The organism is Pseudoalteromonas sp. CO325X, from assembly GCF_004208955.1.
Classification (GTDB): Bacteria; Pseudomonadota; Gammaproteobacteria; order Enterobacterales; family Alteromonadaceae; genus Pseudoalteromonas; species Pseudoalteromonas ruthenica.
In genome coordinates this window covers 94,511-119,090 of record NZ_SGPG01000020.1, presented here as the reverse complement: position 1 = coordinate 119,090, position 24,580 = coordinate 94,511, and the positions used below count along the sequence as shown (strand labels likewise).

General features: G+C 48.2%; 22 protein-coding genes. 2 read left to right on the top strand and 20 right to left on the bottom strand.

All coding sequences use genetic code 11. The features are described 5' to 3' along the window. The first annotated feature begins 50 nt into the window (after positions 1 to 50). On the top strand, positions 51 to 1,409 hold the full coding sequence (gene mgtE / locus EXT46_RS10485; protein WP_022945546.1) for a magnesium transporter: 1,359 nt from the start codon (positions 51 to 53) through the stop codon (positions 1,407 to 1,409). Here mgtE and EXT46_RS10480 read toward each other — a convergent pair. From EXT46_RS10480 to pmbA, 4 genes are all read right to left on the bottom strand, one after another. Continuing rightward, positions 1,406 to 1,564 carry a YqaE/Pmp3 family membrane protein gene (locus EXT46_RS10480; protein WP_022945545.1) on the bottom strand — a complete coding sequence of 53 codons (159 nt, stop codon included), beginning with the start codon at positions 1,562 to 1,564 and terminating at the stop codon, positions 1,406 to 1,408. The genes mgtE and EXT46_RS10480 overlap by 4 nt on opposite strands. Positions 1,565 to 1,645: 81 nt before the next feature. Further along, complete coding sequence (locus tag EXT46_RS10475) at positions 1,646 to 2,209, bottom strand: BON domain-containing protein (protein ID WP_045979157.1); 564 nt, start codon at positions 2,207 to 2,209, stop codon at positions 1,646 to 1,648. Between the two features lie 224 nt (positions 2,210 to 2,433). Further along, positions 2,434 to 2,850, bottom strand: a complete 417-nt coding sequence (locus EXT46_RS10470) for a VOC family protein (protein ID WP_130147151.1) — start codon at positions 2,848 to 2,850, stop codon at positions 2,434 to 2,436. A gap of 133 nt (positions 2,851 to 2,983) precedes the next feature. Further along, positions 2,984 to 4,333, bottom strand: a complete 1,350-nt coding sequence (pmbA, locus tag EXT46_RS10465) for a metalloprotease PmbA (protein ID WP_130147149.1) — start codon at positions 4,331 to 4,333, stop codon at positions 2,984 to 2,986. Between the two features lie 100 nt (positions 4,334 to 4,433). Between pmbA and yjgA the strand changes: the two genes are divergently transcribed. Further along, complete coding sequence (yjgA, locus tag EXT46_RS10460) at positions 4,434 to 4,946, top strand: ribosome biogenesis factor YjgA (protein ID WP_022945541.1); 513 nt, start codon at positions 4,434 to 4,436, stop codon at positions 4,944 to 4,946. Between the two features lie 70 nt (positions 4,947 to 5,016). Here the strand turns inward: yjgA and tldD are convergent, their stop codons facing one another. From tldD to EXT46_RS10375, 16 genes are all read right to left on the bottom strand, one after another. Continuing rightward, the gene (tldD, locus tag EXT46_RS10455; protein ID WP_130147148.1) at positions 5,017 to 6,456 is read right to left on the bottom strand and encodes a metalloprotease TldD; all 1,440 of its coding nucleotides are present in this window, start codon (positions 6,454 to 6,456) and stop codon (positions 5,017 to 5,019) included. Beyond that, positions 6,453 to 7,283: a carbon-nitrogen hydrolase family protein gene (locus EXT46_RS10450; RefSeq protein ID WP_240701121.1), complete on the bottom strand. Its 831-nt coding sequence runs from the start codon at positions 7,281 to 7,283 to the stop codon at positions 6,453 to 6,455. The genes tldD and EXT46_RS10450 overlap by 4 nt, the downstream gene beginning before the upstream one ends. Continuing rightward, entirely contained in the window at positions 7,280 to 11,119 is a 3,840-nt protein-coding gene (locus EXT46_RS10445; protein WP_130147146.1) for a YhdP family protein, read from the bottom strand. The genes EXT46_RS10450 and EXT46_RS10445 overlap by 4 nt, the downstream gene beginning before the upstream one ends. Further along, entirely contained in the window at positions 11,119 to 12,591 is a 1,473-nt protein-coding gene (gene rng / locus EXT46_RS10440; protein ID WP_022945537.1) for a ribonuclease G, read from the bottom strand. Before rng ends, EXT46_RS10445 begins: the two co-directional genes overlap by 1 nt. Positions 12,592 to 12,593: 2 nt before the next feature. Continuing rightward, positions 12,594 to 13,151, bottom strand: a complete 558-nt coding sequence (locus EXT46_RS10435) for a Maf family protein (protein WP_130147144.1) — start codon at positions 13,149 to 13,151, stop codon at positions 12,594 to 12,596. A 2-nt stretch (positions 13,152 to 13,153) separates the two neighbouring features. Continuing rightward, positions 13,154 to 13,633: a rod shape-determining protein MreD gene (mreD, locus tag EXT46_RS10430; protein WP_022945535.1), complete on the bottom strand. Its 480-nt coding sequence runs from the start codon at positions 13,631 to 13,633 to the stop codon at positions 13,154 to 13,156. Then, positions 13,626 to 14,471: a rod shape-determining protein MreC gene (mreC, locus tag EXT46_RS10425; RefSeq protein ID WP_022945534.1), complete on the bottom strand. Its 846-nt coding sequence runs from the start codon at positions 14,469 to 14,471 to the stop codon at positions 13,626 to 13,628. The genes mreD and mreC overlap by 8 nt, the downstream gene beginning before the upstream one ends. Further along, positions 14,471 to 15,514: a rod shape-determining protein gene (locus tag EXT46_RS10420; RefSeq protein ID WP_022945533.1), complete on the bottom strand. Its 1,044-nt coding sequence runs from the start codon at positions 15,512 to 15,514 to the stop codon at positions 14,471 to 14,473. Before EXT46_RS10420 ends, mreC begins: the two co-directional genes overlap by 1 nt. A 454-nt stretch (positions 15,515 to 15,968) precedes the next feature. Beyond that, on the bottom strand, positions 15,969 to 16,880 hold the full coding sequence (locus tag EXT46_RS10410; RefSeq protein ID WP_130147142.1) for a hypothetical protein: 912 nt from the start codon (positions 16,878 to 16,880) through the stop codon (positions 15,969 to 15,971). 109 nt (positions 16,881 to 16,989) lie between these two features. Then, on the bottom strand, positions 16,990 to 21,204 hold the full coding sequence (locus EXT46_RS10405) for a DUF6701 domain-containing protein (protein WP_165381104.1): 4,215 nt from the start codon (positions 21,202 to 21,204) through the stop codon (positions 16,990 to 16,992). A 65-nt stretch (positions 21,205 to 21,269) separates the two neighbouring features. Then, a complete protein-coding gene (locus EXT46_RS10400; RefSeq protein WP_130147138.1) occupies positions 21,270 to 21,725 on the bottom strand; it encodes an agglutinin biogenesis protein MshP in 456 nt (151 codons plus the stop codon). After that, on the bottom strand, positions 21,697 to 22,428 hold the full coding sequence (locus tag EXT46_RS10395; RefSeq protein ID WP_130147136.1) for a prepilin-type N-terminal cleavage/methylation domain-containing protein: 732 nt from the start codon (positions 22,426 to 22,428) through the stop codon (positions 21,697 to 21,699). The genes EXT46_RS10400 and EXT46_RS10395 overlap by 29 nt, the downstream gene beginning before the upstream one ends. Further along, entirely contained in the window at positions 22,428 to 22,934 is a 507-nt protein-coding gene (locus EXT46_RS10390) for a prepilin-type N-terminal cleavage/methylation domain-containing protein (protein WP_130147134.1), read from the bottom strand. The genes EXT46_RS10395 and EXT46_RS10390 overlap by 1 nt, the downstream gene beginning before the upstream one ends. Continuing rightward, entirely contained in the window at positions 22,924 to 23,382 is a 459-nt protein-coding gene (locus EXT46_RS10385) for a type II secretion system protein (RefSeq protein WP_130147132.1), read from the bottom strand. Before EXT46_RS10385 ends, EXT46_RS10390 begins: the two co-directional genes overlap by 11 nt. 3 nt (positions 23,383 to 23,385) lie before the next feature. Beyond that, a complete protein-coding gene (locus tag EXT46_RS19105) occupies positions 23,386 to 23,919 on the bottom strand; it encodes a prepilin-type N-terminal cleavage/methylation domain-containing protein (protein WP_130147130.1) in 534 nt (177 codons plus the stop codon). A gap of 24 nt (positions 23,920 to 23,943) precedes the next feature. Further along, a complete protein-coding gene (locus tag EXT46_RS10375; protein ID WP_130147128.1) occupies positions 23,944 to 24,522 on the bottom strand; it encodes a prepilin-type N-terminal cleavage/methylation domain-containing protein in 579 nt (192 codons plus the stop codon). Between the last annotated feature and the right edge of the window lie 58 nt (positions 24,523 to 24,580).

Below are 24,580 nucleotides of genomic sequence, written 5' to 3'. Positions count from 1 at the left end.
CTTGCTTGCACGCTATTTCCCACCCCATTTTTTGTATTTAAGGGATGCCTATGCCAGAAGCCTATGAACAAGATTACCCGCTGCAACAACTTCAAGAAGTCACCGAAGCTCTTAATAGCGGCCAGTTTGTTCATGTACGCAGGCTTCTCGCCAAAACTGCGCCCTGTGATACCGCATTATTATTAGAATCATCGCCCCATAAGACACGTTCTAAACTATGGGCGCTCGTCGACCCTGATGTCCAAGGTGATGTACTTGAAGAGCTCTCTGAAGATGTACGCCTGAGCATTATCTCACGCATGGAGCCTGAGCATATCGCCGCAGCGACAGAGGACATGGACGATGATGACTTAGGGGAAGTATTACGAAGCTTACCAGAGCCCGTTTATAAAGACGTTATTGAGGCGATGGATATTCAAGATAGAGACCGTGCAACTACGGCTCTGTCTTACCAGGAGCGCTCAGCTGGGGCGCTGATGAATACCGATACAGTGACTATCCGTCCCGATGTCTCTGTTGATGTGGTCTTGCGCTACTTACGCCTCAAAGGCGAGTTACCTGAAGGCACCGATGAGCTCTACGTAGTCGATAAAAATAACTGCTTTTTAGGCTCAATGCCATTGAGCTCTTTGCTAACCACCATGCCAGATGCCATCGTGCGTGACATCATGGATGAAGAGTGTGAGTCTATTCCAATCACCATGGATGAGTCTGAAGTGGCGCAGCTGTTCGAGCGTCACAACTGGATTTCAGCCCCTGTGGTCGACGATCAAGCGCACTTACTTGGGCGTATTACCATTGATGATATCGTCGATGTTATCCGTGAAGACGCTGAACACAGTTTACTGAGCTTAGCTGGTCTAGATGATGAAGAAGATACCTTCGCTCCAGTATTTAAAAGTACTCAACGGCGCTCCGTTTGGCTTGGAGTAAATTTATTGACCGCTATGCTGGCCGCATTTGTGGCGAGCTTTTTCGAAACCACCTTGGGTATCTTGCCATTTTTAGCCGTGCTCAATGGCATTGTGCCGTCAATGGGGGGCGTGGCTGGCTCGCAAACGCTGACCTTGGTTATTCGTGGCCTCGCACTTGGCCATATTAATGCCACCAACCAGAAATTTATACTGACCAAAGAGCTGGCCATCGGGGCCTTGAATGGGGTGCTGTGGGCCTTGCTCATCGGTAGCGCCATTGCGCTTTGGAAATGGGATTTAACAATCGGTTTAGTGATCGCCTTTGCGATGTTTATGAATCTCCTCGCTGCGGGTATTGCTGGTGCGGTTATTCCCTTAATTCTGAAGAGAATGAATATCGACCCGGCGCTCGCCGGTAATGTAGTGCTGACCACAGTTACCGACATCGTAGGTATCTTCGCATTCCTTGGAACCGCGACTTGGTTCCTTATTTAACGCCGCCCAATAATGTAGATAGCGTGAATAAGGCCAGGAAAGTAGCCTAATAGGGTTAGTAAAATATTAAGCCAAAAGTGCATTCCTAAGCCCACCTGCAAAAATACACCGAGTGGGGGAATAAGAATTGAGAAAATGATTCTAATAATGTCCATAATTGCTCCGCTGGTTACATCTGCTTGTAGATAAAGGAAAGCCCAGCAACGCTGGGCCTTCTACCGAGAACTTACAACGAATTATTCAGCCATTACTCGCAGTTCATCGTTTACTTCACGAACATCTTCTGTATTTTCAGCGATTTTAATCGCAAGGTCACGCTCGGCTTCGCTATCAACGTTACCTTTAAGCGTAACGACACCTTGGTCAGTATCAACATCAATGTCAGTGCCAGCTACTTCTGAGTCAAACAGTAGACGAGTAGTGATTACCGTTGAGATCTTAGCGTCGGTTAAGTCGCTACCAGTATCCCCTGCATCATCATTGTGGCTCATACCCTCTTCGTTGTTCATAACCGTTAGCTGGTTTTCTACATCGTTTACACCGTCTAGGCTAACTACCAGCTCTTCGGCCAACTCTTTATCGACCTCGCTGTCCACTTTACCTGTGAGCATAACCTTGCCATTTTTCACATCAGTGTTGATGTCAAAGTTGTTTAGGTTGCCATTCAGTAGCAGCACAGTTTCAGCTTTACCATCAATCCATGCATCTTTACTCTCGTTCTGCCAATCATTTGCTTGGGCAGTGAAGGCAGTAGAACCAAGTACAGCTGCAGCTACGATTGTCTTAGTGAACGTTTTCATAATGTCGTCTCCTTACTATTGCTTGTGACGCTTTAAGTGTTGCGAATCCCTTGCCAACTTGATTTTCTTCATAAAATCAACAGCATAAGCAATGTGTTCAGCAAGCATTTAGGAACAACCTTACCTAAGTTACACACCTCAGTGAAAAAATTTCCGAAAAGCGAATAACCAAGACATTTACGTTCATTTAGTGTTTATTTTGCAACTTTTAGCAGCATTTAAGCCTATAGGTCGTTATTTCTTTGTGCTGGAATATCAGATCCGTATTCAACAAACTCCACTTCAAAACCTGCTGGGTCTTTAAAGTACACGTTGCGGCGATAAGGATTTTCAGGGCCCACTTTATCAACTTCGAAGCCCGCATCTTGGAGCCGTTGAATGACGCCATCAAGATCTTCGGTGACATAAGCAAAGTGTGCTAAACCAACTTGGTGGCCGCTGAGATCACGGTTGTCACCAATGCCATTGTCACTAAAAGCAAGGTAGTGGTAATCATCGCCAAAATGCAACCAGGTACGCGGCTTCCCAGACCATAACCCCTCGCCTTGACTGCGCACCCGCCAATGTGGAAAAGCGGCACGATAAAAGTTGAGGGCTTGATTGATGTCATTCACGACAAGGTTTACATGCTCTAAATACATAACGTTCTCCCGAAGATGATTTATTATTTCAGGGAGTAAGTTATTTCCTCAACTTAAGTTGAGGTAAAGCACTTTTTTAGCATTTATTTAAAAAAGCCTAGAGAGAGGCTCTAGGCTTATCGTGTTACCTGAGCTACTGCCCCGCAACTTGCATTTGTTCAATTAACACCGAACCGGTTAACACCCCGCCGCGAGGGTCAACATCACCGCCAATGCCAGCAACGCCTTTAAACATCGAGCTAAGGTTGCCAGCGATGGTAATCTCACTGACTGGGTATTGGATCTCACCATTTTCAACCCAAAATCCGGCCGCTCCGCGCGAGTAATCGCCGGTGACAGTATTGACGCCTTGACCCATCAACTCGGTCACTAGCAGCCCTTTACCCATTTGTTTAAGCAAAGCGTGCAAGTCATCATGGGTTTTCTGTACCAACCAGTTATGAATACCGCCGGCATGGCCGGTGGCGGTCATGCCCATTTTGCGTGCGGCATAACTGGCTAATAAATAGGTCTGCAGTTCACCACCGTGAATGATCTCACGATCTTGCGTTTTAACGCCCTCCGCATCAAAGGGTGAAGAAGCAAAACCTTTGGCTAGATGCGGACGCTCACTGATATTAACAATATCGCTGAAAACTTGGGTATTAAGGCTATCGAGTAAGAAGCTCGACTTACGATAAAGCGCACCGCCGCCAATGGCAGACACTAAATGCCCAAACAGGGAATTGGCCACATCGGCACGAAAGATCACCGGCACCTTCATGGTTCCTAGTTTTTGGCTATTAAGCCGTGCAAGCGTTTCTTGCGCCGCTTCCAGGCCGACGTCTTTCGCCGCTTTTAAGCCTGCTTGCTCACGCGATACGGTATAGGCAGCATCGCGCTGCATCTGCTCACCTTGTTGGCCAATGACCATAGTACTGATGCTATGGCGAGTGCGGGGGTAGCCTGCCAACATACCGTGACTGTTACCGTACACACGCAACCCCTGGTGGCTACTAAAGCTGGCACCATCAGAGTTGACGATGCGTTCATCAAGGTTCAACGCCGCCTGCTCTGCCTCTTGACAAATTTCAATGCCCTGCTCTGGGGTCACCTGCCACGGGTGGTACAAATCTAAATCCGGCGGGTTTTGCTCTAATAACTCAGCATCAGCAAGGCCATTACATGGGTCTTCTGAGGTGTACTTGGCGATTTCAATAGCTTTTTCCACCACCGAACGTAGCGCACTGGGGCTTAAATCTGTGGTTGATGCTGAGCCTTTTTTATTACCTACATAAATGCTCACACCCAAACCACCGTCTTGGTTAAACTCGATGGTTTCTACCTCACCGAGACGAGTGCCTACAGAGAGTCCTGAAGTACGTGACATAGCGGCTTCCGCAGCCGTTGCACCGAGCTTTTTGGCTTGGGCAAGCACCTCGCTTACGGCCTCTTTGACTTCATCGATTTGGCTATAAATCGCTGCCGATTCATTTTCTTGCATAATGGCTTTCACAGTTGGTGAATATTGATCTAAGCGTACCACAAAGCATCTGCGCATTTTAGTGATATAATGGCTGCAAAGAGCATTAATCGAGCATGTTATGGCTAAGAGCAAACAACCTGAAGAAGAGATTATTTACGTTTCCAAAAGCGAGCTAAAACGCGATGCCATGGAGTTTCATGAGCTGGGTGTAGAAATCGCCAACCTCTCAAAAAAAGCGCGTGAAAAACTACCATTGAGTAACGAGCTTGTGGAGGCGATGAACTTAGCCGACCGCCTGAAAGAGAAAAAAGACGCCTATCGTCGCCACCTCAATTACATCGCCAAAACCTTGCGCGGCACCGATAATGTCGAAGACATTCATCAAGCTATGGCCATTATCACCAATAAGAACAATCAAAAAGATGTGGTGATAAACCAAATAGAGCAAATTCGAGATGAGCTAATCGCTGAAGGTGATAGTCGCTTAAACCCTCTGCTTGAGCAATATCCGCAGCTTGATCGCCAGCGCATGCGACAAATTATTCGCCAAGCAGGCAAAGAGGTAAAGCAAGAGAAACCCGGGAAGTCTCACAAAGAGCTATTTCAAATCCTCAAAGAGTTAATGCTCTAGCAGAGTCTCGGTTACCAGCTTTAAGTTAGAAAAAAACAGCGCTCTTGCGCTGTTTTTCTTTTGCGGATGTTTAAGCGGTACCACCGACGGTGAGTTGGTCGATTTTCAAAGAGGGCTGCCCCACTCCTACCGGGACACTCTGTCCATCCTTACCACAAATACCCACGCCTTTATCTAGCGCGAGATCATTGCCTACCATAGATATTTGCTTCATTACCTCTGGGCCATTACCAATCAGCGTGGCGCCTTTGATAGGCGTGGTGATTTTGCCATTTTCAATTAAGTAGGCTTCCGAGGCAGAGAACACAAATTTGCCAGAGGTGATATCCACTTGACCACCGCCAAAGTTTGGCGCGTAAATGCCTTTGTCTACTGAGCCGATGATCTCTTCTTGGCTATGCTCGCCACCGAGCATATAGGTATTAGTCATACGTGGCATAGGCAAGTGTGCATAAGATTCGCGACGACCGTTTCCAGTAGGCGCTACTCCCATCAATTTAGCGTTGTGCTTATCTTGCATATAGCCCTTTAGGATACCCTGCTCAATAAGTACGTTGTAACCACCCGGAGTGCCTTCATCATCGATATTTAATGACCCACGACGATTCGCCATGGTGCCATCATCAACCACAGTACACAGCTCTGACGCCACCTGCTGACCAATTTTGCCACTAAACGCAGAAGCGCCTTTGCGATTAAAGTCGCCCTCAAGACCATGACCTACGGCCTCATGCAGCAACACCCCAGGCCAACCCGCACCCAGCACCACAGGCATGGTTCCCGCTGGAGCGTCAATAGCTTCTAAGTTGACCTTAGCCATACGTACAGCGTCTTCAGCGTAGTGCATCCAACGCGGTTTTCCGCCGACTAATTCTTTGAAATAGTTGAAATCGAGTCTGGCTCCACCACCGGCACCCCCACGCTCGCGACGATCACCCTTTTTCAACAGCACTGAGCAGTTCAATCTCACTAGCGGGCGAATATCGGTTGCAAAGGTACCATCACTCGCCGCCACGAGCACTTCTTCATAGACGGCGGACATCGAGCTTACTACCTGCTCAGCTTCAGGTGCCAATTGACGGATATACTCTTCAACTTCACGCAGAAGCGCCACCTTATCGTCATCGCTCATGCTCTGAATCGGTTGCAGCGGCGCAAATTGACGTTTCACATCTTGCTCACTGAATATTTTAACCTGACCATGTTGATCCGCATCAGCGATACTGCGTGCGGCCATCGCGGCATTATTAATCGCTTCGAGATTAATGGCATCAGAATAGGAAAAACCGGTTTTCTCGCCACTGATCGCGCGCACACCGACACCGCGCTCGATGTTATAGCTCCCTTCTTTGACTAAACCGTCCTCTAACACCCACGACTCGTTGTAGCTCGATTGGAAGTATAAGTCCGCATAGTCCACCTTATGCTGATGGATGTATTGCAAGGCGTTGGCGAGATCATCGCGGTCCAATCGGCTTTGCGTTAAAAGGTTGTGCTCAACTTGACTCATAAACTTACTTTTCTCGCTTGGCGGTGAGCATGCATGGGCATGGACTCACGGCGTTGATTTAATTCTTCGCTGTTTACTGGCTGGGCTATCCAGCCCTCGCCATGGCTCAGTTCAGCTTGCACTTCACCCCATGGCGAAACAATTAGGCTATGGCCATAGGTCTCACGGCCATTGTTGTGAGCGCAGTCACTATTATTACGACCGTACAGCCCGGCAGCGACCACATAACATTGACTTTCTATCGCTCGTGCACGCAACAAGGTGTGCCAATGCGCTCGACCGGTGGGTACTGTAAAAGCACTAGGAACAAGCAGTATATCAGCCCCCAGTTGCACTTGCTGACGATAGAGTTCGCTAAAGCGCATATCATAACACACACTTAACCCTAGCCGCCCAAAGGGCGAATCGAGTACCACCACCTGCTCACCGGCTTCGGTATGTTTGGACTCGTGATAAGTGCCTGTGCCATCCGCTACGGTCACATCAAACAGGTGAATTTTATTGTATTGCGCTCGCTCTTGACCTTGGTCATCAAAGACCAAGGATGCCGCGAGGTAATGCCCTTCTGAGGTGGCGACCGGCAGAGTCCCTGCCGCAAGCCATATACCGTAACGCTTACACAGCGCAGCTAAACGCTGGCGCCAATATAAGTGTTTTTCGGCCACAGCCAATACCTGCTCACTGCTTTTTGCAAAGCATAGCCAGCTTTCCGGCAAACACACTAAGCAAGGCCGCTGTGGCTGTAACTGAGATAAAAATTGCTGCACACGCTGAAAGTTATATTCACTGTCTTGCTGGGCGCAAAACTGTAACGCATACAACATCATAGTAAAGGTTTCTCCAGTGGTTGTTCGGGTTGCGATGCCGGTGGTTGATTTTGCGCAGCTTGCGGCAAGGTGACTTCTCGGCTGCTACGATCGAGTTCAACCACCTCAGGGTTATCCATTGCCCCACTGACCTTAAATTTAATCTCAGAAATAACTCGCGCTGAGTGGATGACCTTATCCAAGGCCAGTGCAGCTAACCCTGTTACTGGGTTGACCATCCAAGCAACAATCACGGGTAAGCTAGAAGTAACCTGTGGTGCCACGGCTAAATCATAATTAATGGTTTGCGTATTTAAATCGGCATAACCCTTGATAGTAAGATCAGCAGGCACGCCATCCATTTTGGTATCTTTAGTGTAAGCAATCCCTTGGGCCAACTGCATACTGCCTTGCATACTGTTGTAGAAAAAGCCTTTCGCAAACACATCGCGAAAATCCAACTTGAGCTTGCGCACCAGAGAGTCCAGGCTCAGTAACGAGAAGACACGCGCTCCGCCATCGCTAATTTCACTTAAGTGCCCTTCACCGAGTTGCCAACTAATTTCACCGCCCAAGCTGGCGATATCAATATCGTAAGGGGCCGCCTGCCAATGCAGCGCAAAATCCATATTTGCTTCAGAGTCTTGCACTGTTGAAGTGATATCAAACTCATCAAACAGCGAACCAATATCATCACTATTAAATTGGCCTTGGACATGGGTTTGCCCATCACGCCAATAGCCATCGGCACGCAGCACATGTTCGCGCTTATCGACCACCAACTCACTAATAGTCAGTTGCTCGCCAGCACCCGCAAAATGAAGCTCGACCTGATCAAGTTGATAATGGTTAATGCGACAATCACCGCAGGTAAACGCTACACTCGGTAGCTGCGTTAACCAATTTAAATCCGTTTCGCTGCGGTGTCTAACGTCATCACCGCCACTATCATTAGTGGGGATGTTCACGCGTAGATAGTCAGCATGGGCGCGAATATCGCGGCGCTGTGCTTGGCTACCGGTGGGAATGTCTACTCGGGCTCGCAGCTCTTTGGCTAGCAATTTTAAATCCATTGCTGCGGGTTGATTAATTAACGTAAATTCCAGCTCATTAAAGGGCACCACATCAACATAAGCTGTGCGTACTTGCCCCACCACCTTGGTTAACGGTGGCATTACCGAAGGCTCTCCACTGCTGCGTGCAGCCACATCAATAATGTTATTAAGCACAGGCTGCCAAGCGAGGATATCGGCTTCGGGGAGATTAACGCTCACCTCAAACCCTTGCTTGTTAAGCCCTAAATTTTGCTTGCCGACAATAAGGTGAGCATTACTCATTTGCTGCTCGCCGTTGTTGAGAATGCCGTTAAAATATAATTGCTCGTCCAACTCGACCATGATCAGGTTAGAAATGTCATCCCCCTGAATTAAGGCATTAAGCGGCCACGCATCGTCTGCGGCTTTGTTATACGGCGTCGGCAGAGTACTGGTTACCCCGAGCATATCACTTTGCACATGCGCCTCGTAACTAAACCCTTGGTTATCAAAGTTTAGAGCCAACTGCGCATTGAGCGCAGTGGTACCACTCAACTGCGCATCTAACAAGCCATTCAGCCGCTTTTGTAACTGCGCCACATCAGCTTGCAAACCAATGTTAACGTCAGCGTGATAGTTTTCGCCTTGGCTTTCGCCTAGTAAGCTCACAGTGAGCGGCATCCCTTGCCAATAGGCCTGGGCTTCATTTATCTCAATACGATCGTTCACAAACGACAACCTGCCCCGCAGTTCACTTAAGTCGATGCCGGGCTGCGCTAGGTGAACGGCATTGCCAGCGAATAACACCTCGCCTGAAGCACGCACTCCACTGTCTTTGAGGTCGATAAGCAGCTGCAGCTCGCCATCTAGGCGGTCTTGTGCCTGTATCACATCAAAGACGGTGGCAAGCGGCTCAGCTAATGGTGTTTGCGCAAAAAAAGGCTGTAGCTTGGGCGCTTCAATATTAGCTGTAATATCAATGGCTAAAGTGTCAGCATTGAGCAAGTCCTGCAAATACACATGGACGCTGTCACCCAGCGCTAAATTGAGTAACTCGCCACTGCGGCTATAAATATCCATGCGCTGATTGTTAAATGCTAAGTCAACAGCGGCATTTTTTATCGTCGGCCAGTCAGGGGCAAAAGCGAACTCCGTATCTTCTACTTGGGCATTGACCGCGAACCGCCCCTGCTGTTCGGTAAAGGGAAACTGATCGAGCGGTCCCTGTAACAACACCTGAGCAAAGTGCATATCGCCACTTTTTATTGCCCCATTGAGGTAGTCAATCAGGTTTTTATGCATATAAGGTTCAGGGAAGTAGCGCCCGGCATTGGCTGCACTGCCGCCACTGATTTCTGCGTATAGGTTCATATCTGGCTGCGAATCAAGAGTCAGCGCAAATTCGGCAACTAAGTCTAAATCATCATTGCTTAAAGTGACTTCATCACTTTCGATGGACCAATGCTCGCCATCATTAAAAAATGCGACTTCTGCGGCAAGTTGTTGATAAGCGAGCGGCTCGCTAAACGTCTTGCCGGTCAATAGGTGGTTGTCGCTACCAGCAATACTCAGTAAACCTTTACGATTGTTAATATGCGCGCTGGCACTGAGGTCTTGCGCACCAGGAATACCATGAAATCCCGACCACCCTAAGTGTTCGGCTTCAAACCATACTCGCCATTGCTTATCGCCTTGCCAGTGAAAATAGCCCTCGTTGATAAACCCTTGCGGTTGCACCGTCAGCAACTCTTGTAATAACTGTGATTTTCCTAACCGTGCAAAGGTGGAGAACATGGAAATATCTAAGTCTTGCACCCACACTTGTTGCTGTTCGCTGATGAGTGCATCAAAAATAATCGGTGCCCACTGGTATTGTTCATCGCTAAACTGCAGCCCAGATGTACGCACTCGCCAGCCTTTTGCTTGAGGATGAATACGCACCATACCCTGTTGCAACTCGAGGTATTGAGGTTGTTGCTGGTATTGCCAATTGAGTTGGCTCGGTTGCATCGCCAATTGCACATCGGTTAGGCGACCTTCAGCAAAGTGCAGCCAAGATTCAAAATTGAGGTTCGATTGTAATTGGCTTAATTCCGGGCGAACAAACTCTTGTAACCAACCAGAGATGTTCAAACTCTGTGCTTGCAGATATAAATCGCCATAAATATTATTTAAGCGCGCGCCGGAGAGTTTAAGGCGAGCTTCAAGAGTGTTTTGCTCGATGCCCGGGAGGCTCACCTGACCTTCGGCAAAATGGTCTTTAGCACGGTTTTGCCACACCAAGTTTTCTAAAAAAATACGGTGATGGCGGTTATCGAGGCTAATGATGTTCAGTTCGCTATCTTCGATAGCAAAATGCCCTTGCTCACCCAAAAACAGGCTTTCGATTAAGGCTTGCTGCTGCGAGCTGCTGGTTTTTGACTCACTGCTAAGTAGGGCGCGAGCATCGATTTCAGCGTCAAACCCTTGCAGTACAAAGTAATTGGAGTGCAGCTGTCTATCCAGTAATGATTGCCATAAATTAATATGCAACCGGGTTTGTTCAATGCTGACGCTAATAGGGGCCTTAGCATTGTCGGCGAACCCTACTTGGTTTATGACAAGCGCTGGGCCATTACCCTGCCAGCTTGCACTTAATGAGCCAATGGAGATATCGGCATTTAACTGCTCACCGAGGAACTGCTCGACCTCAGCACGATAATCATTGGCATAAGGTAAGCTGTATTTGACCAGCGACACCAGCACAGCAAGCAACACTAGGGTAACTGCGCTGATTTGCCAAATTTTCCGCAAACAAAAAAAGCAAACCGACTTGGCGTTCACTACATCATCACCACATCGAACTGCTCTTGGCTATATAGGTTTTCTGTTTGAATCATCACCTGTTTACCAATAAAGAGCTCTAGCTCTGCAAGGTTATGATATTCATCATTAATTAGCGCTTCGCTAACCGCTGCAGAAGCATACACCATAAATTTATCTGCATCATAGGCTCGATTAACTCGAACAATCTCTCGCAGAATCTCGTAACACACGGTCTCAACCGTTTTCAACGAACCACGACCAGCACAAGACGGACACACCCCACAGAGAATATGCTCTAAGCTCTCCCGGGTACGCTTGCGCGTCATTTCCACAAGCCCGAGTGCAGAAAGGCTGTTAATATTCGCTTTCGCTCTGTCTTTGGACAACGCTTGCTCCAAAGAGTGCAATACTCGGCGTTTATGCTCCTCAGACACCATATCGATGAAGTCGATAATGATAATACCGCCTAAATTACGCAGTCTTAACTGTCGGGCGATGGCACTGGTGGCTTCAATATTGGTATTAAAAATTGTCTCTTCTAGATTACGGTGGCCAACAAAGGCACCGGTATTAACATCCACCGTGGTCATGGCCTCGGTTTGATCGATGATCAAATAGCCGCCGGATTTGAGCTCCACTTTACGATGCAGTGCTTTTTGTATTTCGTTCTCTACATCGAATAAATCAAAAATAGGGCGCTCGCCCGGGTAATATTCTAATACCTTCGCAAGGTGTGGTACGAACTCTTCTGTAAAGGTTGTCAGCTCTTGGTAGGTAAGCTTTGAATCCACACGAATGCGTTCCATGTCTTCGCCTACGTAATCACGCAAAGTACGAAAAGCAAGCTTTAAATCCTCGTGGAGGATGTTTTCTTTGCGGGTTTTCTTCCGCCTGTCGACAATTTTCAACCACAGTTTCTTAAGAAATTCTGCATCATGTTTCAGCTCATGCTCGCTGGCACCTTCCGCTGCGGTACGAACTATAAAGCCGCCGTTTTCGTCATTGTACTGGGCAACAATATCCTTCAGGCGCTGACGCTCTTCGTCGCCTTCTATACGCTGACTAACCCCTACATGAGTGGCATCTGGCATAAACACTAAATAACGTGATGGAATCGTAATATCCGTGGTTAAGCGCGCTCCTTTAGTGCCGATGGGATCTTTGACCACCTGCACCATAATGTGCTGACCTTGGCGCACCAATTCACGTATATCCTGCACCTTTTTGATGTGCTGGTCGTCCACCCCTTCTTCAAAAGAGGCACTATTGACGATGTCTGAGGCATGTAGAAACGCTGCCTTTTCTAGACCAATATCAACAAAAGCGGCCTGCATACCAGGTAACACGCGGCTTACTTTGCCTAAATAAATATTGCCGACGATGCCTAGGTTGCCTATGCGCTCAACCTGCACCTCTTGCAATACGCCGTTTTCAATCAGTGCTACACGGCTTTCACTGGGCGTTACATTAATAAGTAATTCTGAGCTCATGGCTAAAATTCAGCTATTAGTTTCTGTGTTTCATACAAAGGTAACCCCATCACGGCGAAATAGCTACCGCTGAGGTGGGTGACAAAGGCACCTGCGCGTCCTTGAATTCCGTAGCCGCCGGCTTTATCGAGTGGCTCACCGGTGAGCCAATACGCCTCGATTTCTGACGCAGTCAAGGTTTTAAACTGTACGTCAGTGGTGACGACTAAGGAGCTGGTTTTAGTCTCATTTGCCAAAGCGACTGCCGTCATCACTTGATGCGTACGGCCACTGAGTTTGTTCATAGTAGCGACAAAATCGTTATAGTCTTTAGGTTTACCTAAAGCTCGGTGGTCGTATACCACCACCGTATCGCTACCCAAAACAGGGCGGTCGGTATAACCCATAGCCACCGCTGATTCAGCTTTTAAGCGTGCGAGACGTTCTACCAACTGCCTTGGTGTTTCGTGTGCGAGTGGCGTTTCATCGGCATCAACAGCAAATTGCTCAAACTCAATGCCTAATTGCTGCAATAGCTCACGCCGACGCGGCGATTGCGAAGCAAGATATATAGCAGACATAACTAACGGATCCGAAAATGGCGGCGATATTTACGTAATAATAAAAATAGCCATGGCCAACAAATAGCACCGGTCGCTGCCGGCCATAAAAATTGCGGTGCAAAATAGACTTCAAGCAAAAAGTGGTGCAGCCAGAATTGCAATAAATGATGCAAAGCCAAAAACACTGCCACAAGCAACCCTTGTTGCCAAATAGAAAAATTACGCAGCTTTTGGTAATTACTCGCGGTAATGTAAATAGTAATGGCATAAGTCAACGAATGCACTCCCAGAGGTGAGCCCGTTGCGAGGTCTATCACTAGCCCGGTTAACCACGCACTGCCAATATTAAGACGATGAGGGACCGCAAGGGACCAATACATGAGCACCAGTAACACCCAGTCAGGGCGAAAGGGTTCAAAAGAGATAGGCAACGGCATCAGCGCCAGCACCAATGCAAAAAAGATGGTAACGATAATGAGCCAAAATTGACGATTAATCATTATTTACCTCAGGCGTCGCCGCTGCACTGTTCAAGACCACTAACAAACGAATGCGATCAAGTTGCGCTACGGGCTCCGCATAAATCTGCGCGAACGGTCGTCCTTCATCACGATTAATTTCCGTAACTACCGCCACCGGGTAACCCTCTGGAAAGCGCTCCCCTAAACCTGAACTTAACAACACATCGCCAATACGAATATCTAAACTGTGGGGCACATGTGAGAGTTTAACTCGGGTAATTTTACCGATGCCTTCAACCACAGTTCGCACATCGTTGCGCAATACGCGCACGGGGGTGGCATGAGTTGTGTCTGTGATCAACAAGACACGACTGGTATTCGCGCCCACCTGCACCACTTGCCCCACCACGCCGAGCTCATCAATGACCGCCAGGCCTTCTTTTAGACCATCGGAGGTACCCTTATTGATAACCACTTGGTGGCTATAAGGGTTAGAGTGCACCGACAGCACTTGCGCAACTAGCTTGTTATTCTGTTGCCTCGGGTCCGAACCCAATAGCGCCCGTAACTTGTCATTCTCACGAGCTAAGAATTCAAATTGCTGCAGCTGTTCACTTTGCAATAGTTGCTTGGTCTTCAGCGCTTGGTTCTCTCGCAGTAATTGCTCTCGAGAGGTGAGATTTTTGGCACTGGTGGAGATCAGCTCATAAGGAAGGTTTGCTAGGTAAAGTAAAGGGCTTACTAGCGTATTAAGCGAAGTACGAACAGCGGTGCCACCGCTGGTGTAGCGATCGCCAACAATCAAGATAACACTCAGCACAACTGCGATGGTCAACCGCAGTTGCATTGAGACAGTACGACCAAATAATAGCTTCATTAGTCGTAGCTAAATACATCACCGCCGTGCATATCTATCATTTCTAAGGCTTTACCGCCGCCTCTAGCAACACAAGTTAATGGATCATCAGCAACCACGACGGGGATACCTGTTTCTTCCATCAACAAGCGGTCTAAATCTTTTAATAGTGCTCCGCCACCGGTTAATACCATGCCATGAGCAGAGATATCAGAGGCCAACTCGGGAGGAGATTGCTCTAGAGCAACCATGACTGCGCTAACAATACCCATAAGCGGCTCTTGCAGCGCCTCTAAAATTTCATGTGAGTTCAGAGTGAACGAACGCGGCACCCCTTCAGCTAGGTTACGACCACGGACCTCAATTTCTTTTGCATCATCGGTTTTAAATGCCGAACCGATTTCATGTTTAATTTGCTCAGCCGTAGCTTCACCAATCAAGCTACCAAAGTTACGGCGTACATAGTTAATAATGGCTTCATCGAACTTATCACCACCAATACGTACAGAAGAGGAGTATACGACTCCGTTAAGTGAAATGATGGCCACTTCAGTGGTACCGCCGCCAATATCAACAACCATTGAACCCGTTGCTTCAGACACGGGTAAGCCGGCACCAATTGCGGCCGCCATAGGCTCTTCAATAAGGTACACTTCGCGAGCTCCCGCACCCATTGCTGACTCACGAATAGCACGCTTCTCAACTTGAGTTGCACCACAAGGAACACAAATCAACACGCGCGGACTCGGGCGCAAGAAATTGTTGTTATGGACTTGCTTAATGAAGTGCTGCAGCATTTTTTCGGTAACATAGAAATCAGCAATTACGCCGTCCTTCATCGGCCGAATCGCTTTTATATTGCCTGGCGTACGGCCCAGCATTTGCTTTGCTTCTGTACCTACCGAGGCCACACTCTTTGGTCCACCAGCACGTTCTTGTCGAATAGCTACAACCGAAGGCTCGTTAAGCACGATACCTTCTTCTTTTACATAAATTAGGGTATTGGCAGTACCCAAATCGATCGAAAGATCGTTGGAGAAGAGACCACGGAGTTTCTTAAACATGGAACTGGTTGACCTTTGAAAAATTCTTATTATCTGAAAGCTTGAGACACTTTACCAATGCATCCCCCTCGCGGCAACATAAAGCTTGCGCTAGCACGAAAAAACAGCGTCAAGGACAAAACTGTTTAATAAATCGCCACAATAACGCTTATTTACTGGCTAATTTTACGGCGCTTTTGCTGAGTTGAGCGTATACCACCTGGGGCTTTTCGAGCACCACCTTTACTTGGTAACTTTTGTACCCCGGTTTGCGCACTTCCACTTGATACTCACCCAGTGGCAATGTGACATCCAATTTAGTTTGCCCGTATGGTTCACCATTGATAAATACGGTGTCATCAACAACGTTAGAGCGTACCGTTAACGTTACCGGATTAGCGTCTTTAGCGTGTTCTTGGAAGTCTCCTAAAGCGGCTATGCGACCAACCTCGATTGCCGAGCCGGTATTATCGCTTTACTCACTTAACTGCCCCTGACTCACCTTATTATCGATGTTGTGATTTTGTAATCGGTTCACGGTGATTGTGCGACTTTGGCAATAACCTGGGTCAACTTCGAGCAACGAACACAATTGCGAATTATCAATTTCGCCAGCCATGGCCACACTCAAATTGACATTAAAATTACCTTGGCCGCTAAAGGCGCTGTCAACTACATGGCTGGATACCACTTTGACCCGAGCGTTGGCCAAATCACGCTTGGCACTGACTAAACGGTACTCGGATAAATTGTTGTACACTTGATCTAAAAAGCGAGAGGTCGCTTTGCTAAGCCCTTGTTGCTGCCCTCGGCGCTCGCATTGCCCTAAGGTTTCATCGCGCTGGCAGTTAATAGTATGCACCACTTCCAAGGTTCCTTTGCGGGCAAATTCGGTGCGTAAACGCTCAACGCGAGCTTGGTCAAGCGATTGCTGCAATGCCAGTTTACTTTTTCGGTTTTGCGCCACAGCAGTATTCAGTGCGCTAATACTTTCACGCTGACCATTGATTGCCGCTTGTTGAGCGTGAATTTGCGCTTGCTTATCATGCAGAGTTTGAGTGGCCTGTTGATAGTCTTTTTGTAAGCTATTCAAAGGCGTGTTTGGGTCTTTCAGAAAAGCCTGATACCCCTCATCTAAGGCCTGCTTGGCGAGCTGTTGTTGACGTTCAGCCTGCTTGACCTGCGCTTGCATACGCTGCAACTGAGTGTGCAATAAAGTAAGCTCATCTTGGTGTGCTTTTATTTGCAGCTGATCGCGCTCGAATTGCTGTTGATTCTGGCTGAGTTGCGCGGCGATTTCCGCTACTTTTGAGGTATCTTGTGCGTTAGTCGCCATACTGAATACTGCAAGGGCGCATAGTAGTAGTGATGACAGAGCTAGTCGCATGGTTTCCTTCCTAACAAATAAGCATCATCTTGTTTTGTTAAGGGTAGTCTAAAAAACCATTTCTACTAGAAAATGAATAAAAACCAGCACATTACCTAAAAAAGGTCAGTTAGTTGAGCTGCTCGCGCCAATAGATGATGCGGTCATTGCCACGGAAAGTACCAAACTTGAGTGTCGCACTGGGGTTTTCATCAGCCGCACCATCACCGCTCCAATCCCAAAGCAACCAATCAGGCGCAGGATAACTCACCGGATAGGTACCAGGGTTTTCCTCAGAGTCGGCAAAAATCCCTTGGTCAACCACGTAATCCCCCGAGACCAACGCTCCACTACCCGTTGTACTTAGCTCACCACTGCTGTCGATTAAATCGTTATGCGTATACGCACTGCAATGATCTTTGCTATTCACCGCCCAGCGCTGCCCTTGCCAGTACTGAGCTTGCATTGGCACCAACAGTGGTTCGAACTCACTGCCAAAGTTGTTTTCTAAGCGCAGTCTACCGTAGCGCATATCCAGCAAACCGCTAAAGGCTTTAGCGGTACAGTTAGTGCAGCTGGCCACCGAGTCTCCTACCATATCGGCGCTGCGCCATGGGCGATTATCAATTTCGCTGGAGATTTCAGCCCCTAGCTGCAATCGATTAAAGGGGCCATCAGGCTGCGCATTTGCCAAGCGTGCAAACATGCCATTGCTGACATTTACGCTGTAGACTCCTTGCTGCCATGCGCCCACAGCGGCACTAAAGCGCGACGCCAAACTTGCCTGCTGTGGCTCTAAACTGCGTGCTACATAATTAAACTCGGCGCGGCCTTGGTAATGTTCACCATAGTTTTGCAATACTCTGCCGGTGGCGCTTAAAGCGTGTGCCTGCCAACTCAGACTAATCTGCGGCTGGTCCATATAGGTAAAGTCAGTGCAGCTATCAAGTAGCTGTGAGGAGTTCATGGCAAAATGCTCGGGGTAAAAACGACCAATCACGGCACTGGCCACTTGCTCACCTAAGTATGAGGTCGCTAAATACTGATCATTCACCGGAGCTGCGTCTAAGCGAATACTTCCTGCTTCATCCCACATCACTTGTTGGCTTTGTTGTACACCTGAGGTATTCGTCAGCGCAAACGACCCTGAGCTTAATAGGCTGCCATCACCAAACCCGGGCTGTGGATAGACACGGTCGAATAAGTTGACTTGAGCGCGCTGCGAAGGTGACTCTAAACCAAAGTTGGGGGTCACATTTCCCTGCTTATTCACACTTGCCACTTGCACTTGGAACGCCTCGCCTGCGGCCACAAACCCAGCCCCTGAGCCTTGAGTTGCTGGATTTATGCGGCCATCACTGGCAGCTACCGCTATGACCTCCAGCTGGTAAGGTTGGCTCACAAAAGCGGCGCTACTACCCTGCAGGGTGAATTCTGGCTCGGTGGGGGTAGCCGCTACAGTCATAGCCCCATGTAATTGCAGCTGACCTACATCGCTGTAGTTGAACTCTAACGGCGCCGCACCCTGGTTATTAAAGGTTAGCGCGACGCTCTGTTTATTCGCTTGTTGCCCTTGGTTGTTGAGGCCAATAGCAGTGCCATTGATTTGAGCTTGCTGGCCACTTTGGCATACCCCCGGGTTTTCACAAGAAAGGCCTAACTGCACCTGCTGTTCGCCTGCCACCCGTGCTTCACAAGCTCCGGTTACGGCATTGGCGGCAACCGCTTTTAATATCAGGTTATTAGATTCTCCTGCACGTAGGGTTGGCGGTGCAGACACGCCGTCACTGGCAAAAAATGCCAGTCCTGCATCGACGAAATCGATGGTGCAATTCGATAATGTACCGCCAATAAAGCAGCGATCTTGACTAAATGGTTTAGCTGGCGGTGTGGAACTTGCCACACCTATTTGCGCACTGCCTCCTTGTGGTAGCTGTAACTTCGTCGTGCCAACGCCATTAATCAATGTAAACGGGTTTCCACCGACAAATGTCCCAGCAGTGCTACTCATTTGCACTTCAACATCTTGCTCAACTAACGCTGTACAGTCTTCATCGGCACAGGCCTGCACCTGTATGTCGGCACTATAACAGCGCACGGTTTGCTGCGGATGCGATAAGCGAAAATGATCGACGGTGACACCAACAGGCTCAGAGCGCAATGCACAAATTTCGATGTTATCGAGCTCATGGATATTAGTAGAGCCGCCCGTCGAGCCGGTAAAAGATAATAAAAAGTTTTCCGGTACCGGCGCCTGACCAAAACTGCTATCTAGCGCATTAAAGCTATCAATGAGCACTTCATAGCCGCTACCGGTATTACGCTCTACTTTTACAATGCTCTGATTAGCTATACGCGAGTCGATAGTAATGCGATAACGATGGGGTTGCGAGGAGGTTGCCTCATCCACTCCCGGTGATAAACAATCGCCGTTGGTGTTCGTGGTGCCGTTGTTACAGGTGCCGCGTAAATAGCGGTATCCCGATTGACCATCACCAGAGCCGCGCACCACAACTGATTGTCGCCGCCGACCGATGGAACCATCCCCACCCTCATTAGAGAAGTTTCCAAACTCATCCAGCCCAATCCCTAGCCAGCCGCCAGCAAAACCAGACACCCCTGGTTTATAGCCATAGCCAAGAGGACCCCCGAAAGAGCCTGGCTGCGGAGTGACGGCAGCATCAGAGAAAACCAACGCAGCACCATCAGCGCCACTGCCACCATAAGCAAAGTAATCAAACTCAACCTGAACTAAGTTATTCTCTGCCGGAAACAAGCGCTGAAAATTCACCGAAGTTGCCTGGTTGGTACGCGCCTCAGTAAGGCGTAGGCGACCATTCACCGGTTGTGGGGTAAAGTTACCGCGACTACGAAACGGGATCCATTGCTCACTGAGCGATGAACCACTGAAGTCATCGCTGATACAACTTAAGCAGGTGTCTGGACGCACATTGCCATCTTTGGTCAGCCCTGCAAGCTGGTTAGTATAAATAGTGGTTATTTGCTCAATGGATAGCGCCCCTTCATAGACAAGCACTTCATCCAGCACACCATTGAGCTCGTCGGCAAATGAGCCATTACTTCGCCACCATACTCCCAATGCCGTGCGCAGCACATTGAGACTACCCGAAGCAGCCTGACGGCAACCAAAGCTAACCCCGTTAATATATAAACAGATATCACGTCCCGAACGGGTCAAAGCAATGTGATTCCATGTGCCGCTGGTAATTAAAGGCGCTGGATTAGAGAAGGCATAATATTGCCCTTTAAAGCCAACTCGTACCTCGCCCCCTGAGCGTACATATAACTCAATCTCAGTATTGGTTTGATTGTTACTGGCAGAGAGCAACTCATTAAAGCGCCCAGTATCGTCAACTTGCGCCCACAAAGATAAAGAAAAGTCATTTCGGCCATTGAGAAGGGCCGCTGGTAAAGCAATATAATCATTGCCACTGCGGTTTAAACCCGCACCATTATTAACCTGCCCCGGCTCAGCGCTAAGCAAATAACCATTCGCTGGGTAGTTGCCGGTTAAATCTTCCAATATGCCCGAGTCTAAGTCAGTACACAGATCAAGCGGGTAATTTGCTAGCAACGTTAGGCATGATCCTCTATCTGCCATTAGCTGGGCAATATCAGTCTCACTTAAGGTATCATCATGAACCTGAATATTATCTAACACACCATCAAAATAGTTGGTCAAGTTACCCCAATTTGTTGCTCCTAGGTATAAGTTTCCCGCTGTGTTCTTATTAGTGTAATCAATATATACGCGTTGAGATCCGGCAACCGTATCTCCGCCTTCATTGAACAGTTGTAACGACATTTGCGTTCGAGCATTGCGAAGTACATAGGCTTGAGCCACAAAAAAATACCAATTTCCCTCGCTTAAGAGGGCATTGGAAGTATATTGCTCTGGGCTTCCATAGCGATCCCAGAGCGTAAACGTCACCCGCCCATCCTTAGTGTGCAAACGATACTCCTGTGAATTACCTCCCTCTCCTTTGTGAACAATTGTGCCTGTCGCTGCTAGGTTATCAATACGAAACCAGCCACTAAGAGCAAATGCGCGGTTTGCACGCAGTAGTGGTGAAAGAGACACCGAATCAGCCACTGAAACATAGTATTGTGCCGAATAATACTGACCATTTGGCGGCCCTAAGTAGCCTTCACCACGAAACCAGCCGCCACGACAAGCGATTGCCTCAGTTGTGCTCGCCCCGTTTATTGCCGTACCGTGAAAGCCGTTACCACTTATATCGCGAACTTCATCGCTTACACCCGTCCACTGGGCTTCATTCATCAACCAAAAAGCAACAGTTTGTCCATAAGCATATGGTGACATGACGACACATAGCAGCATCCACATGCTAAATATGTACGCAGAAAACATTATCTTTGTGCCTAGCTTCACCCTTCTAGCCTCACTTCCACAGCGATACTGCGCTGTACATCGATACTGCCAGTGCTACATTGCGCAGCACTGGTTATTTGATAAAAATTAACTGCGCCACTGGCCACTGTCGGCTCAGGAACATCTTCTTCACTGGCACAGCTCATTTCCACGGTGCAATTCTCCAAGGCACGACTAGCAAAGCTATAATTCGCCCCAGCTATGAGCGCACAACTGGGGGTGCTGTCAGTAATCAACCGTTGCAGGCTGCGCTCTATGCCACTTTGCGCAGCCATGTAACTGCGCGCCCCATAATATTCTAGGGCGTTTTGATTGATACCCGCGTTAATCACGCGAGAGAGCGCGAGGCCAAGCGCCAATAGCAGCACCGCCACTACGACCGCTACAACCAACATTGAGCCACGCTGCTGACGAAAAGAGCTGCTAGGGAACATTAGGAATATGTACCTCATGCGTTAGCCTAAGCTGTTCACCTTGCTCAGAACTAAAAGTTAAATCAAGGGTAACTAGGGCATTACGCTCCAATGTGCCCGGTTCATAGCGTGGTTGCCAGTCACTGACTCCCACAGCCAATAGGTTGGTCGCTGCATTTTGCTTGCGCACCAAAGATGCCCGGCCATCGACCACTTCGGCGCATAGTTCAACTTGGGGGCCAATCACATAAAAGCGCTTACCGGGTGAACTGCGCTGTGGCTGGGCGCTAAGCTGCCAATCATAAATATTGTCGTTATTACCCTGATCGTCAATATCAGTAATAGTCAACGCGTTATTTTCAATATCATTCACACTAGTAGGGAAGATAACAATCTTATCAACGTTTTCAACAGCACTGCCGTCAAAGTCAACCACTGGCAAAGGAGCTTGGCCTATCTCCCCCAGATAAGAGCCACTGCTCTTGATGGGGTAAAAGCTTAAACATCCGTTTGTGCCATCCACCGCGATGGAGTTAGGAACACTATTACGTAACTCTTTTTCTAATCGCAAAATGACAAATCGCGATTGCGCTACCAGCCCTGAACGTTGATTACCCTCACTGTAAATTTGCATAGCAAAGCGAATAAACTGGGTCACCCCGACTGCAAGTATCCCTAGGATAACAATCACTATGATCAGCTCTATTAAGGTAAAGCCCTGATTGCGACTAAATCCACGCATCAATAATTGCCTCGATAGGCATCAAAACGGTAACGCTCACCATTGGGGGCGGTGATGGTTACCTCAATGCGCTTTGCCTGTTCAATGTTATCATTGCTGGATTGGTCGTAATCACCGTCAATCGCGACCAACACTGAGGCCGCAAACCCAGAATAAGTGCCGCCGACATCAGTAATACTTAACCCATTGTAGTCGTCAACATCATCATACAGATCACGACTGCCCTCCTCTGGGCCCATGGTGGTGCTACAACCAACTGGTTTTTCATCGCAGCGCTGAAAGGGCGGACTACGATCGCTGTTTTCGTCATAGGCTTTACCCAGAATTTCATTCATCAACGACTGCCCAAGCTTGGCTGCTTTTACTTGCACCAGCGGTTCAGCGCTTTGCCTTGCTTGCGGAGCAATCAAGGTGAATACAATAACCATCGAGATGGCAAAAATCACAATGCCAAGAATCAATTCGACTAGCGTAAAGCCTCCCGCTCGCGGGCGCTTAACAGCCATATACAGCCCCTTCGCCGCTAATGCACACGGCTTGATTCCCCGCCTGTACACGGCAGGTATTGCCGCAATTAATATCTGGTTTCCCTAGATGGTTAAAAGACAAGGAACTAAAGCTGCCACCGTTGTTATCGGTGGTGGTAAAAATGATATCCGTGCCGGTGCTATCAACAACGAGATAGTCGTCATAGGCTGTAGAAATGGCATTTGCGCAATTTTGATTAGCGGGGGGCGCGATTAACGTGGTGGTAATTTTAACGCAATTATTACTATTAAGATTGTGCATCGCCTGCAACTGGATACTGCGGATCATCGCCAGCGTGCGGTCTCTTAAAGTGTAGGCATCTTCATTATTGGAGCCGAGAAATCGGGGTATGGCAGTCACCGCCAATACCCCAATAAGGATAATCGTGATTATGAGCTCAACGAGCGTAAAACCACGGTTGTTCATTGTTTACTGACAATCGTCGAGGTTTAATGTGATCACTGGCGGTGTATTAGCATCAGCTGCTTCTGTGTAGGCCACATAACAGCCATCATTAGCTTCACCACCGGTGCCATTGCCTGCCACTACCGCAGTCGGTTCTGCACTGCCATCAGCTCTTACCACAAAAATAGCCGGTGTCCCGGTAATAACATTGCTTGCAAAGTCGTTGGTTAAATCAATATCCATCGCTGCGGCAATACCTGTAGCTGCAGCTTGCGGGTAACCAAAGGAAGTTGTTACATCAACGGTTCCATCGGTGCCTAAGTCAACCCCTATGGTGCCATCACCTGCATCGTCTTGAAGACCTTCAATAATAGCTTTTCCGTAAACGATATCTTTGGCAGAGTTCATCGCGCCTTTCACACCTTGTACCGTTGCCGCATTGGCATCACCCTGCAAGTTTAAAAAGCGTGGCGCCGCTGTGACTGCAAGAATCCCTAGAATAACAATCACAATAATCAATTCGATTAAGGTGAAACCTTGTTGTTTTGTTGCTTTCATCGTCTTTACCTCGTTATAGCAAAATTAAAATACGGTTACCTGCCCCGTTGCGGGGAAGTAAGAAAAACCATCAGTGGCTGTACCGTCCGGCACAGAGTCGTCAGGCAGATTCGCGACATTGGTGGTATCGAGCGAATCTGAAAGATAGTAAATACACTGCGAATTGCCCGCGTTAAATTGTACGTAATAACGGCTTTGCGCGGCCTGATTTGGGTCAATAGTATTAATAGGGGCTGATTGTAAAATAAGATCAAACACATCTTTGCAATCTTGGCGAGCCATAGCGCCAACAGTGGTATCGGAGCTGCCATCGTTGGTGGGGTAGCCAATATCGCCATCAACACCTAAGGTAACTTGGTCATACACCACAGTGGTAATATCAGCGCCACCATTATCGACTAAGCGACCGTCAACTTCCCATTGTGAGCGCACTAATCCTATCGCCGCTGCAAATCCACCAGCCACGCCTTCAACCGATGCTTCGCGAGCATCATCGGTAACGTCGATAAAGCGCGGCAATGCGGTTGCAGCCAAAAGCCCTAAAATAATGATTACTATAATAAGCTCTATGAGTGTAAAGCCACCTTGTTGTTTGCGTTTCATTGCCTACTCCAACAGAGTTAAGTACCTAAATTCATTCTAGACCAAAGGCTGAATTACT